The following is a 15,094-nucleotide window of genomic DNA, read 5'->3' as shown; positions in this document are numbered from 1 at the left end:
AAATGTATATAATCTCTGCCATATCTCAGGCATGTTTATTTAAATCTTCTGTTTTATTAGGATTAAATTCCTTTAAACCCTTCTCAAACACAGCAACAGCCTCGGCTAATGAGCCATAAAATTCTCCACCCGAAGCATTTTTATGTCCGCCGCCATTGAAATACTGGCTTGCAAACCGGTTGCAGGGGAAGTCTCCGACGGAGCGGAGCGAGATCTTCACATAATCCTTATCTTCACGGATAAAGACACTGAAAGTCACATTCTCGATACTCAACGGCAGATTGACAAACCCTTCCGTGTCGCCAGTCACATAACGGAAACGATTCATTTCTTCGAGCGAAAGCGTGATCAGTGCAGCATGCTGTTCCGGATAAATCTTCATCTTTTCATACAGGACATATCCCATCATGCGCAGACGGCTTTCCGAATAAACCTGGTTCACCTTCCGGTAGATCAAATCTTTATCGATGCCTTTTTTGATCAGTTCGCTTATGATCGTATATATCTCCGGCTTATTCGAATTGTAGGTAAACGAACCGGTATCTGTCATCATACCCGTATAGATGCAAGCGGCGCAATCTTTATTGATCAGGTCGAACATCCCCATACGGCAGATAAAGCGGAAAACCATCTCGCTCGTAGACGACATTTCCGGATACGACATCGTAACCCGGCAAAAATCGGCCGGATTCAGATGATGGTCGATCATAACCCTACGCCCTTCTGCCGCCACAACAGCCGGAGCCAGTTTCTCTATACGCTTAGGCTCATTGAAATCCAGGCAGAAGATAACATCCGCATCCCGGATCAACTGTTCGGCAAAATCAGGATATTTCTCGTGAATGACAATTTCCTTGTTACCCGGCATCCATTTATAGAATTTAGGAAAATCGTTGGGGACCACTACTGCCACATTATCTTTTCCATAGGCTGTCAAAAAATGGTACAGTCCCAAAGCGGAACCTATAGCATCCCCATCCGGGGTAACATGTGTCACTATTACAAAACTTTCGCCTTTCTCGACGTACTTCTTGGCTTTCTGAATTTTCTCTTCGTGAATGATTTTCGTAATCATATATTCTCTTATTTTCAGTGACAAAGGTACTACTTTTTTTAGATTCCGCACAGCTTTAAATTCCCAATCAGCCGGACAAGAAGTATAATTAACAACAAAGACAAAGCGACAAACAGATAGCGCGAACGACCGGTACGACCATACAATAAGGTAAACAGAAGCATACCATACGCCACCAGCATCGTAAGAAAATCGAACCGGAAAGAAAAAACCGCTCCCGGCACCCGGCTAAAAGAGTCTACGATCCAGAGCATACGACGCGCAAGCCATTCCACAACAACCTGCAACCACTCAGCGCCCGGAAATCCTGCCGGCAGCAACATCCAGACCAGGCATACCGGGACCAACAGCGTCGCCAACAGGGTTAGCGGCAGGTTCGTCAACAAAAAGACTGTTGAAAACCGCCCGAAATAATAGAGGCAAAGAAACGTCGTACCTATCTGAACCGACACTGTTACGGTGATCCATCTCCACGGAGTCAGCAGGAACGGATTACGGATTTCTATCAAACGTTGCATCCGGGGCTGAAAATACAAAATGGAAAACACAGCCAAATAACTTAATTGAAAACCGATGTCGAACAGATAAAGCGGTTCATAAACCAACATGCAGAAAGCCGAAGCCGCCAGGATGTTATAACGTTCCGTCAACTTTCCCAATAAAAGCCCGGTCAGAAACAAAGTCAACATCAAACCAGCCCGGACAGCCGAAGCGGCAAACCCTGTCACCGCAACGAAAGTCCACAACAATACAATCGTCAACAGATATCGAAGCCACTTGCCAAGCCCGTTCCGGGGGAGGAATGACAGAAGAAAAGATAAAAAGCCACAGACGATTGCCACATGAAAGCCACTTACGGCCAGAATATGAGCCACTCCTGTAGCCGAAAAACGGTCTCTCACCTCCCGGTTCATAGCTTGCCTGTAACCGACGGTAATAGTGGCCAATACGGATTTTTCCTCATCGGTCAGATTCAGTTTTGCAATCGGTTCCAATAATCGCTGCTGTTCTTCCCGTGCCCAACAGGAAAGACGGGAAACCGGATGTTCCGGTGACGATTCAAACTGCGAATAAGCAGTCTTTTGTATCGAAAAGGAAAGCAATAGGGAGAAAAAAACCGCTCCCCACAGCCAACGGGTTTCATAACAAAAATGCTCCTGCCCTCTCAAGGCAAAACCGGCTATGGTAAGGATAATAACAGGGAGCAATAGTAATACCCAGGAATAAGTACAACACGAAAAAACGGTCTGTAGCATAATCCCCGCAATCCAGACAAGCAACGGACGGGCAAAGGGACGGATCTGTAATTCTTTTATCATAATGTAAGGTTTTGAAATGGTTGGTTTAAGGCTTGATCGGTATTGAAAAAAGGACGTCATTCCGTAGGGGCAGGGCTCTGCTCTGCCCATCGCATCCAATAAAGGTACGATTTGTGATTAGGCGGAGTAGACCCCCGCCCCTACGAGTCGACATTATAATTCTTTCAGTTCCCGGATCGTCTTCAACGGATCAGGGGAACGGAAGACAAAACTACCGGCGACCAGCACGTCCGCACCCACCTCAAGCAAAGGTTTCGCCGTCTGCATATTGACACCTCCATCGACTTCGATCAAGGTATTCAACCCTTTTGCCAGAATCATATCTTTCAGACGAGCTGTTTTATCTATCGAATGTTCAATAAACTTTTGCCCTCCATAACCCGGATTTACCGACATGAGCAATACCATATCCAAGTCCTGCAAAATATCTTCCAACAGAGAAATCGGCGTATGCGGATTCAATGTAACAGCCGCTTTCATCCCCGCCTCTTTGATCGCTGCCACCGTACGGTGCAGATGCGTACAAGCCTCATAATGCACATTCATCATATAAGCGCCCGTAGCCGCCACTTCCGGAATGAACTTTTGCGGCTCCACGATCATCAGATGTACATCCATCGGTTTCCTGCAGATCGGTTTCAACGCTTCCAGAACCGGAAAACCAAACGATATATTAGGGACGAACACACCGTCCATTATGTCCAGATGCAACCAATCGGCATCACTCTCGTTTATCATTTCCACTTCCCGCTGCAGGTTCAGAAAATCAGCAGCTAACAGAGAAGGAGCTATTTTATGTTTCATACTCTTTTTGCTTTTCTGCAAGACGATGTCAGTTCATTACTAAACTACAGAGTTCCGTGCGTAAAGCGGGTTCTGAATGATAAACCCTCGCAAATTGAGTAAGGAAATCAAGTGTTTGCCGACGCGGCGTTGTTTTCCTTTCTTTCCGGTTTCTGTTTGTTTTATTTTCTATTTCATTCATACATTGAGTAGAAAGTCTCTTCATAGGCAACTCGTTTTTTTTCTTGTTTGATAATAAAACGGGCAGGCTATCTCCTTATTGTATGACAAGAAAATAAATTTTCAATCTTCAATTTTTATTATCAAGCCATCGACAGCTCGATACTGTTTTCTTCGGCCATGCGGCGCATATTCAGGATCGCGTAGCGCATACGTCCCAGAGCCGTATTGATGCTCACACCGGTAATATCGGCAATTTCTTTAAAGCTGAGATCTTGATAATAACGCATTTCCAATACTTCGCGCTGGCTGTCCGGAAGATGTTTCACCAGTTTTTTCACATCAGACAATACCTGACGGCGTACGATATTATCCTCGATCGTACCGTCGCAAAGTTTGATATTATTGAAAAGATCCACTTCCACCTCATCGTTGGAAACCGTATTTTCACTACGTTCCTGACGGAAGTTATCGATAATCAGGTTATGGGCAATGCGGGTAATCCATGCTTTAAACTTACCGTTTTCGGTATAACGGCCTTGTTTAATAGTCATAATCACCTTGACAAAAGTCTCCTGAAAGATATCCTCTGTGAGATCTTTGTTACGAACTATAAAGTAAATGTAGGAGTGTATGCTACTTTTATAACGATTCAATAATACATCGAAAGCAGCATTATTACCTTCTGCATAAAGAACGACCAACTCTTCGTCAGTCATCATTCTTAAAGTCTTCATTACTTCTATATTTTTAGTTTTTTCTTGAGTAATGTTTATGCTATAGGCAACGATGTTTAAAATTGTTAGACAATAATATTATTTATATTTACAAAGACAAAAGAACGAAAAGTATTTTAAACAGGCAAACATTTCCTTTATTTTTGAACAAAAAAGCCCCCTGACCGTACGTTTTATGTACGAACAGGGGGCTTTTAAGAACAAACTATGATTTTTAGAATTTGTAGCCTAACGTGAGAGCCACCTTCGTTGTGTTTGTTTTTAATGTTGCGGGAACGGATTCAACCAGAACATTTCCATCGCCATCAATAAGATGCGGGAATGGATAAACTTCTTCTTTCTGCATCCGATATACACAAGCTAAATCCACATAAAAATTAGGAGTAAAGCGATATCCCAGGCCAACTGTATAATAGTTTACATGATGGTCTACCGTATAAGCAGTACGTGTTCCCGCAGGGCGTACTTCCACAATAGTTCCTGTTTCACTATATTTCATGTGTTCCTGAACTGGGCTATTTTGCCAAGCGCCTCCCACACGAATTGCAAATTGAGGAGTAACCTTATATTCTGCTCCGACTTTCAACATGCCACTGGAACGAAAGTCCTCTTTAATAACATTATTATCTCCTTCCTGATCATATCCGTCCCGATCCTGCAAACGCATCGATTTATAATTCGTCAATTCGTAATCAACACTAATAAGAGCGTTTTGTCCTAAAATGGCAGCAGCACTGAATATCCATTTATCTGGTGTACGAAGACGATATTCAGTATAAAAATCCGTTGGTGTTTCAGCATTCCGAGACATATCCGGATTGCTCGGATCTATCGGATTCTGTATACCTCCTGTATAATAATCATATACATAAGCGCGAGCCTCTGCACTGTAGTAATTCGTCATCTTATACCAGGTAGGAGAATTATAGGCAACTCCCAAACGTAAAAAGTCGGTCGGTCGAGCGATCAGACCTAAATTAAATGAATAGCCTGTTCCATTTAATGAAGAATAATTATTCCAATAAAGCTGATCTCTGAATTTATCTTTTTCTGCTTCCGCATTGAAATATCCAAAATCCTCATCATAAAGAGAAGTTGCGCTATAATCGATATCTGTCACAGATACAGTAGCACCGATAAAGAAACGGTTTGAAATATTCGTAGCAAACGAAAAATCATATTTATCTATAGCACCCTTCTCAGAGACGAACATATCAGCAGATTGCACCTCTAAAGGTTGCCATTCGTTTTCATCCCAATAACCAAAAGTAGAATGGAAAGTTCCCGGTTGGCTCTTATTATCTGTATCAATCAAACCTCCATTATAAGCCAAAGTAGGCAACCAATCTTGAGATAGATACGGATTATATGAATCTGTCGACCAAAGATCATTACCGGTCAGTCCTTTTTCGGTTGTAGGATCAATTCCCAGATTTGCATAACCAGCCAAATAATCAGAAATAGAATAACCTCCGGCTCCCCGGCCCATTCTGTATTGACGATTAAAATTTTTCACACGGTTATAAGAAAAACCGACGTTCCATCCGATCACACCTTCATCATTTCCAGTTGGGAAATAACCTACATAAGCTATATTATCAAAATTAAATCGGGTTTTCTTATCATCCATTCCGACCCCCAACCAATCCGTTTTTGTTTGGATAGAAGATAAACTAACCGTCGTTACGATTTCGGAACTTCTATATATGGCCAAACCAGCAGGATTGGTTCTCATAGCCGAGATATCACCACCCAATGCCCCAAAAGCTCCACCCATAGACAAATAACGAGCCGTTCCGTTCAAATCATATTGTGAGAACTTATAAGCATCCATTTCACCTTGTGCGAATATAGAGCCACTACCCAAAAGTAATGCTGATGCACATAAACAAATCACCTTCTTCATTGTCTCTCTTATTTCTAATATCTTAATAAAGCAAGGACACGACTCGCGTGTCCTTAATTATATGACTCTCTCAAAAATTATTTCTATCTGCTGCGTCCACCACCACTGGAACGGCTTCCTCCGCCGCCACTACCTCCTGATGAACGGGAGCCTCCTAATGAAGATGTTCCAAATGAACTCCGGCTGCCGCTACTACTTCTTGAAGGAGAAAAAGAGCTACTACTGCGTTGAGAACTTCCACTATAATTATTATAAGAACGGGAAGAACTACTACTTCTTGCCGGTGCCGTATATTGGCGATTCGAAGAACGGGAAACATCCGAACCAACGGCACTTTCACGAGAAATCCGTGTACGTCCTCCTGTCACAGCCGACGAACGTGTTGTAGAAGATGTGCGTGCGGAAGTTCCTAAACTTGTACGACTTCTTACCCCCGTATTTGTACGACCATTTACACCGGAACTTGTACGACTCCGAATTCCTTCCGACGAACGAACACGTCCCGTACTGCTACTATTTCGCAAAGAGGTTGCACTTCCACGGCTCACAGAAGTCCGACTACCGGCCGAAGCACGTGAAACTCTATTTCCGTTTGCACTTGCATACGAACGACGCCCCACGGAAGTTCGCGATCCTACGTAATTATGTCTATACGGTGAAACATAATGATGGTGATGATGCCCCCAAGAGCCGCCCCAGTAGCCACCGCCCCAATAACCGGGTCCCCAGCCCCAGGACGGGCCCCAGTAGCCGGCGTAGAAGCCACCCCAACCCCAGCCGAAGCCGAAGGACGGGCCGTAGCCCCAATAGCGGGCCGGGCTGTAGATCCAAGGATCATACCAACCGCCGTACCAGCCGCCATACCAGCCGCTGTACCACGGATCATAGTAACCACCCCAACCATTGCCGATGTTCACATTGACACTTACATTAGTGTTGCCATCGGAATAATCCGTATCGTAACCATAGCCATAATATCCATCGCTCAGATACAAGTCGACCTGATCTGCTCCGGCAATGGTAATTTTACTCGGCGAATGGTAACGGATGATACGCTCGGTATATTCCGTATCCGAACGGCGTTCTTTTTTAGAATCGGAAGCAACCGCTTTTTCATTATCCATATCGTCGTTATATTCTGCCAGGACTTCACCGTCTGAATCTTCATCATACGGTTCTTCCACATCGACCGACGTATAGCGGCGGTTATACTCGTCAATATCACGTTCTTCATCAGACACAGCGCTTTTTCTTTTGCTGGTACTGTAAGAAGACGCCATTGTCGTACGTTCTGCATTCTCTTTAGGCTGTATAACCTTCTCTTCTGTTTTTTCTTTTTTATCTTTTTTGCTGGAAGAGAAATACACATCATCAAAGAATTCCTCCTGGGCTGCGGCACTGAAGCCTACCAGAAGCATCACCATCAAAGATGTTAATTTCATGGGTTTCATATTCGTTTCTCCTCTACTTTATAATATTTCTACTCTTTTAGACTAAACACACAGGGGTTGGTTTAATTACACTTTTTGCCCCTTCAATAAAGACTATCCATTTTATCCACAAATATAGCTGTTTCCAAATAGCTTCCAAGCATTTATATATACTTTAACCATCCGGACAGCTCCATTGTCCGATAATCCCTATTTATAGATAAGATGCTTTGGGAGAAAGAAACGCTGCACAGGATACAGAAAGGAATGGGTTCACCCGATAATTCATGAGGATAAGGCCTGTTTCTTTGCGATCCCGCGTCAAGCGCGGGAACAGGATAGCCCGCTCCTGCCAAAAGGCGAATCGGGCTTTTTGAAATGTTAAATCATACAACAACCTCCCCTAAAAGAGCGATATTTATATTTGTCTATCATCCAGCATTTTATACTATTGCGGGTTTCTTAAAAAATATTACCCGCAATAGTAATTTGAAATAGATGGGGTAGAAAACCAAATTTTATGCACTACTGTTTCGATTTAGACCAACGGGTATTTTGGAAAACCGTACTCTAAGTTTGCGTAAAGCAAGAAGCTGAGGTTAATTTATATCTTTGTTGTATGAAGAAACTAAATTAACCGACTAACGGAAGTACACTAATGGAAAACGATAGTCTTTAAAGACTAGTTATTGTAACAGACTTCCGTTAGTCAAGCAGGCAAAGACTAAATAGATTATTGATATATAATAGGATATCATTTAGAGTAGTAGCCCATTCCTGCTTTCGGTTAATCCAAAAACAATATAAAGGTATGAATAAATTATTTATCGGGATTGATTTCTCCAAGAAAAAAGTAGATGTAAGTGTGATAGAGAAAGAAAACATATCTTCAGGTGTCCACCGTGAGTTCAGTAATGATGTTGCCGGACATGAGAGTCTGTTGGCATGGCTTTGTGATAGCTATCCGCAGACAGGCAAAGATCAGATGCTCTTTTGCGGTGAGAACACGGGACTTTACAGCGTTTGTTTGAGTAACACTCTCGCGCACGAGGGTTATACACTGTGGCTGGAACATCCTTACAGGATCAAACACAGCAGCGGCATGCAACGCGGGAAAAACGATAAATTGGATTCATTGCTGATCGCACAATACGCTTGCCGTTTCGAGGATATGGCCAAGGTCTATACCCCCAATACGGAAACCATCCGGGCGCTGCACTCATTTTTCACATTCCGTGATTTATTGGTGAAAATGAAAAATGAAGCATTGGTACATGCCAAAGAACTCCATTCGGTCCTAAAAGGGAATCACGCAACAGATTACATATATCAACATAGCCTGACACAAGTGGATAACTTGAACCGTGAAATAAAAGATGTGGAAAAGGAAATAATGGATCTGATCAACAGTGAAGAGGAGATCAAAAACAATTATGAGCGTATTACATCCATCAAAGGCGTGGCTTTTGTCAACGCCCTTGCTTTGATCGTTTATACCGAAAACTTCACCTGTTTTGACGATCCGCGCAAGCTGGCCTGCTATGCGGGAGTGGTACCGTTCCAACGAACCTCCGGCTCCAGTGTCAAAAGCAATGCCAAGACAAGTGGATTTGCCAATAAAAAACTAAACACGCTACTCACCCAAGCGGCACGAACCGCTGCCATACATGATCCAATATTAAGAGAATATTACAGGCGCAAAAGAGAAGAGGGGAAGCATCATAATTTAGTTATAAACAATATTAGAAACAAACTGATACATCGAATCTGTGCATTGGTCAGGAACCAAACTTTCGACCAAACGGCTTAGATTTTTGCAATATTCTTAATTTGTTTTAAAATCTTTCCGTTTATTTGGTTGGGAACATAGATTACAATAACTACAAGAACTTCGGTCCGGATAGATGTACCCGGAGGAGTTATTTGTTATTCGTATATTTCACCAGCAGCAGGTTCCGGAGCTCCCGGTATGTCTGCATGATCCTGTCGGCACATTCCTGTGCATAGCTGTTCAATAAAGCGGCCGCCTTTTTGGGATTCTTCTTCTGCAAAGCCATATATTCCTGTTCGATCGCAGCATTGCGTGCGAAGAACGACTCTTCCATCGGGGCACGGGCAGCCAGCAAATCTTTCTTTCCGTCCTGCCAGTTCAGATAAAGCATATTATCGACAAAGTCGACAGCCCAACGGGCGGACTGGTCGCTGTAGGTATTCGGATCGTAGGTACGATAGACTTCCGGAATAGCGGTCGTGCCGGTAAAAACCGGGAAGTAAGGAGATGTATAAGCATTATCGACAAACACCCAATAGACGCCCCCTATCTCACGCGGAAGCCATCCACGCAACTGGGCCACCATTCCATATTCGCCATCCATACGGGCTACCGCACGGCGACGGGTTGTCTTCATCTGTTTCTGCATTTCGCGGGTAGGAAACGGGGTTGCCAGCTTGCTCTTCACCGCCTTCCCGTCAGGACCGACATAATACCAGGCGGCATCATTTTCTTTATCATAGATCGTCCCTTCGAATGTGGAACGCTGGAAAGCCATGATATCCTGTACCGTCAGCTTTTTTGCCGGGACGATCGAGAACGGATAGGCGGCGAGCGGTTCGACATACTGCGTATATTGGTCGAGGTTCTTGAACGGATCGGTCGTATGGCGGGGAATGCCGGTCGTCCCGGGAGCAAACGTCTCATTGAACAGCCAGAAACGGTTCGTCGACCACTCGCGCGGTGTCGGGGCATATACTTCCTGCCATACAAACGGATGTTTGCCGGAAGGATCGTACCAACCCCGGTCGATTGCTTCCTGCATATAGTTGGACGAAGCCCTGAACTGATCCGGTTTGCCAAGATCGATTTCCTTTATAATACTCCAGTTCGGAATGATAGCCACCTGGTCGTCCGGCAACCGCTGTGCCGCCCAGATAACGCCGGGCTTGCCACTTTCGGGGGTCCAGTCTTTTCCTACGCTGAAAAGTTCGAGAACCCAGACTTTATCCGGATCGGCGAGCGTCAGGCATTCCGATTCAGGCCCGCAAGAGGGCAGGAAGCCGTATTTTTCCATCAGGGAGGTGATCAATGTCAGCGCCTCCTCTGCCGTTTTACAACGCTGAAGGGCAAAAACGGCGGCTTGTTCCACAGTCATGATCTGTTTGCCTTGCCCCTTGTCGACCTGCAGTTCGGGACGCTGGCTCATGGTGCTTTCCCCGATGCAAAGCTGGTATTCGTTAATATGGGAATAGGCGGAATGAAAATAGGTATAGGTTTCCTCCGCCTGCGGAATATAGCCCAGTATCTCTCCCTCTCCCTTCTCCGGGCGGTTGCGTGTCAGGATGCCATAATAGACGGGCGCCATCGTTCCCTTAGGATATTTCTGTCCGGGGACAACCTGTATACGGCAATCGGAGCCGCAATCGGTATGGGAGTTCAACACACTTCCGTCAGCCGTCGCTTTCTTACCGGCAATGACGACCGTGCAGGCATCGCCGGTTTGCACAAATGCGGCTACGGCAAGCATCACGGTAATTAATTTAAGTTTGTTCATGATATGGTAATTTATAAGGTAAATCGGAATCCTATTTCACAGAGGCGCGTATCCGGCTGAGCGACTGCGGGGTTATTTGCAGGAATGAAGCGATATGCTTTAAGGGGACCCGTTGGAAAAGGTCCGGACGCGTACGCAACAAGGTCTCGTATTGCTCACGTGCGTCGCTCCAACTGTCATTGATAAAGTAATTCTCATACTCGCGTAGGTAATAATCCAACAACTTGCGCATCCAGTTTGCCAGGTCGAGCGTCTGCTCACAAAGCTCTTCGAGCCGCCGTGCCGGAATGCGCAGCAAGACGGTATCTTCCACCATTTCCAGATTATAGGCGGCGATCTCACGGTAAGACATGTTCACGATTTCGCCGGACGACACGAACCACAAGGTGACATCGCGCATATCCCGCTCTACGAACGAACGGGCCAATCCTTCTTTAACGAACCAGACATACGGATCGCGATCTCCTTCATACACCGGAAAACTGCCTTTCGGAGCAAACACTTCCTCCATCCCTTCCGTCAGCAGCCGCATCGATTCGTCCGACACCGGATAGAGAAGACGCTGTTGCGCGATGAATTTATCCAGATCTTTCATGTCATTACCTTTTCAATCGTATACAAAGATATTCAATTTTCGGTTCCGCTTATATAACGCGCCAACATATCCCGCATCCGCCCGGTCGCTTTCTGCAACTGCACATCGACCGTATTGACGCTTATACCCAAGTCTTTCGCAACCTCGGCATAGGACTGTTTTTCCTCACGTACACGGATAAATATTTCCCGGCATCGCTCCGGCAGGCGGTCGAGAGCTTTGACATAGTGGGCGAAAAGTTCCTCGCTCACCAGAATGTCTTCGGGCGATTCACCGGAAACGGCCGTACCGTCAAAAGCGTCTGCAGCCACGTCTTTCCGCCTTTGTTCTTTTTCGAGATAGTTGAGGGAGGCATTTTTTATCGTGATAAAGAAATAATCTTCCAGGTTGGCGATATGATGCAAGGACTCGCGGCGTTCCCATACTTTCAGGAACACATCGAGAACGACCTCCTGCGCCCATTCTTCCGTATGCAGGTAGTAGTAAGCAATACGGAAGAAGCGGTCGAAGCAAAGATTATAAAAACTACGCAGAGCAGTCTGGGAACTCTCTTCTTCGATCTGCCTCAAATATTTTCTTATCTCCTGCTCTGTCATCGTCTCTTCTTCGTATAACCTGCGCAAAAATAGTCAATTTTTCAAACTATGTCCATTATAATAAAAAAATCCGGGGCGAAAGCATAGGGTATTTCCCGGCTGAAGCATCTTAATAGTACAAACAAGAGTATTAACTTATTAAACTATATGAGATATGAAAGCGATGCATAAACAACTATGGGGATATTTGCTCATTACACTGTTGCTGGCGGGATTCACTCCTTTGCAGGCACAAACGGATTCGGCAGACGAAGGGAGCTACATCACGGTCAGTGGTGTGGTAAAAGATAAAAAGAGCAAAAAGAGCCTGGAATATGTCAATATTTCTATTCCGGGAAGTACGACCGGCACGGTCACGAACGCCGACGGTGAGTTTTCATTCAAGGTAAAGGATTCCATCCATGCCAAGGAAGTGGAGATTTCACACCTCGGATATTTCAACAGCAAAATAGAACTCAACGGCAAGGATGTGGAAGAACAGACCGTATGGCTGACCCCTTACACGAATATGCTCGAGGAAGTCATTATCCACGCCCGCGATCCGCGTTACTTGGTGGAAGAAGCGATAAAAAAAATCCCGGCCAACTACAATTCGAAGCATAGCCTCCTGACCGGGTTCTACCGCGAAACGGCCCAGAAAGGACGTCGGTATATCAACATCTCGGAAGCGGTGATCGATATTTATAAAACTCCTTACAATGAGGGGGTAGACCGCGATCGCGTACAGATATTCAAAGGGCGCAAGCTGCTCAGCCAGAAAGCGAGCGACACGTTGGCCGTTAAATTGCTGGGAGGTCCGAACCTGTCTGTCTATGTGGATGTGGTAAAGAACCCGGATGTCCTGCTCGACTTGGAAAGCCTGCCTTACTATAAATTCCGGATGGAAGAATCGACAACGATCAACGACCGGCCGCAATATGTTATCAATTTCGAACCGCAAGCCATACTGCCGTATGCGCTTTATTACGGAAAACTGTATATCGACAAGGAACGGCTCTCTTTCACCCGCGCCGAGTTCTTCCTCGACATGAACGACCGCAACAAAGCCACGCAGGCGATCCTACGGAAAAAACCGTTCGGATTGCGATTCAAACCGGTCGAAGTGTCGTTCTTAGTCAACTACAAGGATCGTGACGGGCTGACTTATCTGAGTTACATCCGCAACGGTGTCCGCTTCAAATGCGACTGGAAACGCAAGTTGTTCTCTACCAATTACACCATTCTTTCGGAAATGGTCGTAACAGACGGTAAGGAAAGCAGTGCAAACACTATCCCCTACAAGATGGCATTTAAGCAAAACCAGTCCTTATCGGACAAGGTTTCCAACTTTGCCGACGAAGATTTCTGGGGTTCCTACAACATCATCGAACCGACGGAATCATTGGAGCACGCTGTCAGCAAACTGAAGAAGCAACATAAATAATGTGCCAATTTGCCAATGAACAGATTAATGTATAAATTAGCAACATTTCCCAATTGGCATATTGGCACATTGAATAATTATTAAACATGAAAGACCTGCTTATACTTACAAAGATCAAAGATGGAGACGTCAAGGCTTTTGAACAAGTTTTCCGCCTGTATTATATGCCTCTTTGTATGTATGCAGCCAGCATAACCGGAAGAATGGATATTGCGGAAGAGATCGTACAGGAATTATTCTATGTTTTTTGGAAAGAGAGGGAACGGTTACAGTTGTTCCATACGATAAAAAGCTATTTATATGGGGCCGTACGTAACCAATCCCTCCAATACTGGGAACATCAGGACGTACGCAACCGCTACCGGGAAGCCGTCCTCTCCCGCCCCGACAAAGACGACACACGGGACGATCCGCAGAACCAGATCGAATACAAAGAACTGGAAGCCCTGATAAACCGGACCCTCAAAAAGCTCCCCGAACGCCGTCTCCGCATATTCCGGATGCATCGCTTTGAAGGAAAGAAATATGCGGAGATCGCTTCCATCCTCTCCCTGTCGGTCAAAACAGTCGAGGCCGAAATGACGAAAGCACTCCGAACATTACGAGACGAATTAGAGATTTATATAAAATATGATTGAAACAGAAAGAAATAAAAGAAAAACAGACCGGGCGTGGAATACGCTGTATCAACGTCTGGATGAAGAAGGCTTGCTTTCGGGCAGGCAGGCTTCGACATTCAGAAGCCTTGCATGGAAAGGAGGCATGACCGCTGCTGCCGTCGCCCTTCTCTGCCTGCTTGTGTCTGTCGTCTACCTGAACAGGACCGGACAGGATGCGGACCGGAATCTGCTCACCCGGCAGAACAGTGAGACGGCAACAACATTAGTAACCACCCTCGAGGATGGTTCCGTGGTCTACCTGGCAGGAAATACCTCCCTGAAATTTCCCGAACATTTTTCTTCCGACCGGCGGGAAGTGAGCTTACAGGGCAATGCCTTGTTCGATATAGCCGGTAACCGCGCGCGTCCGTTCGTGATTGAAACCGAAGATACGCGTATCGAAGTGTTAGGGACGGCTTTCAATGTAAAAAGTACCGGTAGCTCTCCTTTTGAACTGTCCGTACAACGGGGAGAAGTAAAAGTGACGTTGAAGAAAAACGGACAAGACATCCACGTAAAAGCGGGGGAAACCGTTACGCTCCTCTCCCGGAAACTGCAATTGAGCGCGACGCCCGACCCGGCCCTGTTCGACCGCTATACCGATCGAATCCGGTTCAAGGACGAAAAGTTAGGCGATATCCTGCGGGTGATCAATTTGCAAAATCCGGATATCCGGTTGGAAACGACACCGGAGCTATGGAACCGGACGCTTACCGTCACCTTCTCCAACGATACGCCCGAAGCGATGGCTGAACTGATCTGCCTTGCCCTCGACCTGAAAAAGACACGGCAAGACAATACGATCCTCTTGTCCAAACAATAATTTCCATTTTCAATTACATC

At 45.4% G+C, this 15,094-nt stretch carries 13 protein-coding genes; 4 read left to right on the top strand and 9 right to left on the bottom strand.

What is annotated here, in order from left to right:
• Positions 1 to 25 precede the first annotated feature (25 nt).
• The 6 genes from ACPYIV_RS03510 to ACPYIV_RS03485 all read right to left on the bottom strand — a co-directional run bounded on the left by ACPYIV_RS03510 (position 26) and on the right by ACPYIV_RS03485 (position 7,442).
• Positions 26 to 1,075: a DHH family phosphoesterase gene (locus tag ACPYIV_RS03510; RefSeq protein ID WP_301705311.1), complete on the bottom strand. Its 1,050-nt coding sequence runs from the start codon at positions 1,073 to 1,075 to the stop codon at positions 26 to 28.
• 38 nt (positions 1,076 to 1,113) lie between these two features.
• Positions 1,114 to 2,394 carry a ComEC/Rec2 family competence protein gene (locus tag ACPYIV_RS03505; protein WP_425885555.1) on the bottom strand — a complete coding sequence of 427 codons (1,281 nt, stop codon included), beginning with the start codon at positions 2,392 to 2,394 and terminating at the stop codon, positions 1,114 to 1,116.
• A 153-nt stretch (positions 2,395 to 2,547) separates the two neighbouring features.
• Positions 2,548 to 3,198 carry a ribulose-phosphate 3-epimerase gene (rpe, locus tag ACPYIV_RS03500; RefSeq protein WP_293732341.1) on the bottom strand — a complete coding sequence of 217 codons (651 nt, stop codon included), beginning with the start codon at positions 3,196 to 3,198 and terminating at the stop codon, positions 2,548 to 2,550.
• 302 nt (positions 3,199 to 3,500) lie between these two features.
• Positions 3,501 to 4,094 (bottom strand): RNA polymerase sigma factor, encoded by a 594-nt coding sequence (locus ACPYIV_RS03495; protein ID WP_293732340.1) that lies wholly within the window; start codon positions 4,092 to 4,094, stop codon positions 3,501 to 3,503.
• A 214-nt stretch (positions 4,095 to 4,308) separates the two neighbouring features.
• The gene (locus ACPYIV_RS03490) at positions 4,309 to 6,000 is read right to left on the bottom strand and encodes an OmpP1/FadL family transporter (protein WP_425885552.1); all 1,692 of its coding nucleotides are present in this window, start codon (positions 5,998 to 6,000) and stop codon (positions 4,309 to 4,311) included.
• Between the two features lie 83 nt (positions 6,001 to 6,083).
• Positions 6,084 to 7,442, bottom strand: coding sequence for a hypothetical protein (locus tag ACPYIV_RS03485; protein ID WP_425885550.1), 1,359 nt, complete (start codon positions 7,440 to 7,442; stop codon positions 6,084 to 6,086).
• A 799-nt stretch (positions 7,443 to 8,241) separates the two neighbouring features.
• Here ACPYIV_RS03485 and ACPYIV_RS03480 point away from each other — a divergent pair.
• Complete coding sequence (locus ACPYIV_RS03480; RefSeq protein ID WP_290092606.1) at positions 8,242 to 9,240, top strand: IS110 family transposase; 999 nt, start codon at positions 8,242 to 8,244, stop codon at positions 9,238 to 9,240.
• Between the two features lie 109 nt (positions 9,241 to 9,349).
• On the opposite strand, the gene ACPYIV_RS03475 is transcribed toward ACPYIV_RS03480, so the two are convergent.
• The 3 genes from ACPYIV_RS03475 to ACPYIV_RS03465 are packed head-to-tail and all read right to left on the bottom strand — an operon-like array spanning position 9,350 to position 12,169.
• The gene (locus ACPYIV_RS03475) at positions 9,350 to 10,978 is read right to left on the bottom strand and encodes a dipeptidase (RefSeq protein WP_425885548.1); all 1,629 of its coding nucleotides are present in this window, start codon (positions 10,976 to 10,978) and stop codon (positions 9,350 to 9,352) included.
• Between the two features lie 31 nt (positions 10,979 to 11,009).
• Entirely contained in the window at positions 11,010 to 11,573 is a 564-nt protein-coding gene (locus ACPYIV_RS03470) for a Crp/Fnr family transcriptional regulator (protein WP_425885546.1), read from the bottom strand.
• Positions 11,574 to 11,605: 32 nt separating this feature from the next.
• On the bottom strand, positions 11,606 to 12,169 hold the full coding sequence (locus tag ACPYIV_RS03465) for an RNA polymerase sigma-70 factor (protein ID WP_293732612.1): 564 nt from the start codon (positions 12,167 to 12,169) through the stop codon (positions 11,606 to 11,608).
• Positions 12,170 to 12,323: 154 nt separating this feature from the next.
• Here ACPYIV_RS03465 and ACPYIV_RS03460 point away from each other — a divergent pair, with 154 nt between their 5' ends.
• The 3 genes from ACPYIV_RS03460 (at position 12,324) to ACPYIV_RS03450 (ending at position 15,074) form a co-directional block, all read left to right on the top strand.
• Positions 12,324 to 13,592, top strand: coding sequence for a carboxypeptidase-like regulatory domain-containing protein (locus ACPYIV_RS03460; RefSeq protein ID WP_293732566.1), 1,269 nt, complete (start codon positions 12,324 to 12,326; stop codon positions 13,590 to 13,592).
• 86 nt (positions 13,593 to 13,678) lie between these two features.
• Positions 13,679 to 14,230 carry an RNA polymerase sigma-70 factor gene (locus tag ACPYIV_RS03455; RefSeq protein ID WP_425885543.1) on the top strand — a complete coding sequence of 184 codons (552 nt, stop codon included), beginning with the start codon at positions 13,679 to 13,681 and terminating at the stop codon, positions 14,228 to 14,230.
• Entirely contained in the window at positions 14,223 to 15,074 is an 852-nt protein-coding gene (locus tag ACPYIV_RS03450) for a FecR family protein (protein WP_293732568.1), read from the top strand. Before ACPYIV_RS03455 ends, ACPYIV_RS03450 begins: the two co-directional genes overlap by 8 nt.
• The last annotated feature ends 20 nt before the right edge of the window (positions 15,075 to 15,094 follow it).

Source organism: Parabacteroides vesiculifaciens (genome assembly GCF_049860805.1).
In the GTDB taxonomy this organism is placed as follows: domain Bacteria; phylum Bacteroidota; class Bacteroidia; order Bacteroidales; family Tannerellaceae; genus Parabacteroides.
The sequence above is the reverse complement of the archived record's forward strand: the minus strand, read 5'-3'. Positions and strand labels throughout refer to the sequence as shown.

Bases quoted from the DNA above. Each gene is read 5' to 3' on its own strand.
- ACPYIV_RS03495 (WP_293732340.1), bottom strand. From the start codon at position 4,094: ATGAAGACTTTAAGAATGATGACTGACGAAGAGTTGGTCGTTCTTTAT.
- rpe (WP_293732341.1), bottom strand. From the start codon at position 3,198: ATGAAACATAAAATAGCTCCTTCTCTGTTAGCTGCTGATTTTCTGAAC.
- ACPYIV_RS03485 (WP_425885550.1), bottom strand. From the start codon at position 7,442: ATGAAATTAACATCTTTGATGGTGATGCTTCTGGTAGGCTTCAGTGCC.
- ACPYIV_RS03460 (WP_293732566.1), top strand. From the start codon at position 12,324: ATGAAAGCGATGCATAAACAACTATGGGGATATTTGCTCATTACACTG.
- ACPYIV_RS03470 (WP_425885546.1), bottom strand. From the start codon at position 11,573: ATGAAAGATCTGGATAAATTCATCGCGCAACAGCGTCTTCTCTATCCG.
- ACPYIV_RS03455 (WP_425885543.1), top strand. From the start codon at position 13,679: ATGAAAGACCTGCTTATACTTACAAAGATCAAAGATGGAGACGTCAAG.
- ACPYIV_RS03475 (WP_425885548.1), bottom strand. From the start codon at position 10,978: ATGAACAAACTTAAATTAATTACCGTGATGCTTGCCGTAGCCGCATTT.
- ACPYIV_RS03490 (WP_425885552.1), bottom strand. From the start codon at position 6,000: ATGAAGAAGGTGATTTGTTTATGTGCATCAGCATTACTTTTGGGTAGT.
- ACPYIV_RS03505 (WP_425885555.1), bottom strand. From the start codon at position 2,394: ATGATAAAAGAATTACAGATCCGTCCCTTTGCCCGTCCGTTGCTTGTC.
- ACPYIV_RS03480 (WP_290092606.1), top strand. From the start codon at position 8,242: ATGAATAAATTATTTATCGGGATTGATTTCTCCAAGAAAAAAGTAGAT.
- ACPYIV_RS03465 (WP_293732612.1), bottom strand. From the start codon at position 12,169: ATGACAGAGCAGGAGATAAGAAAATATTTGAGGCAGATCGAAGAAGAG.
- ACPYIV_RS03450 (WP_293732568.1), top strand. From the start codon at position 14,223: ATGATTGAAACAGAAAGAAATAAAAGAAAAACAGACCGGGCGTGGAAT.
- ACPYIV_RS03510 (WP_301705311.1), bottom strand. From the start codon at position 1,075: ATGATTACGAAAATCATTCACGAAGAGAAAATTCAGAAAGCCAAGAAG.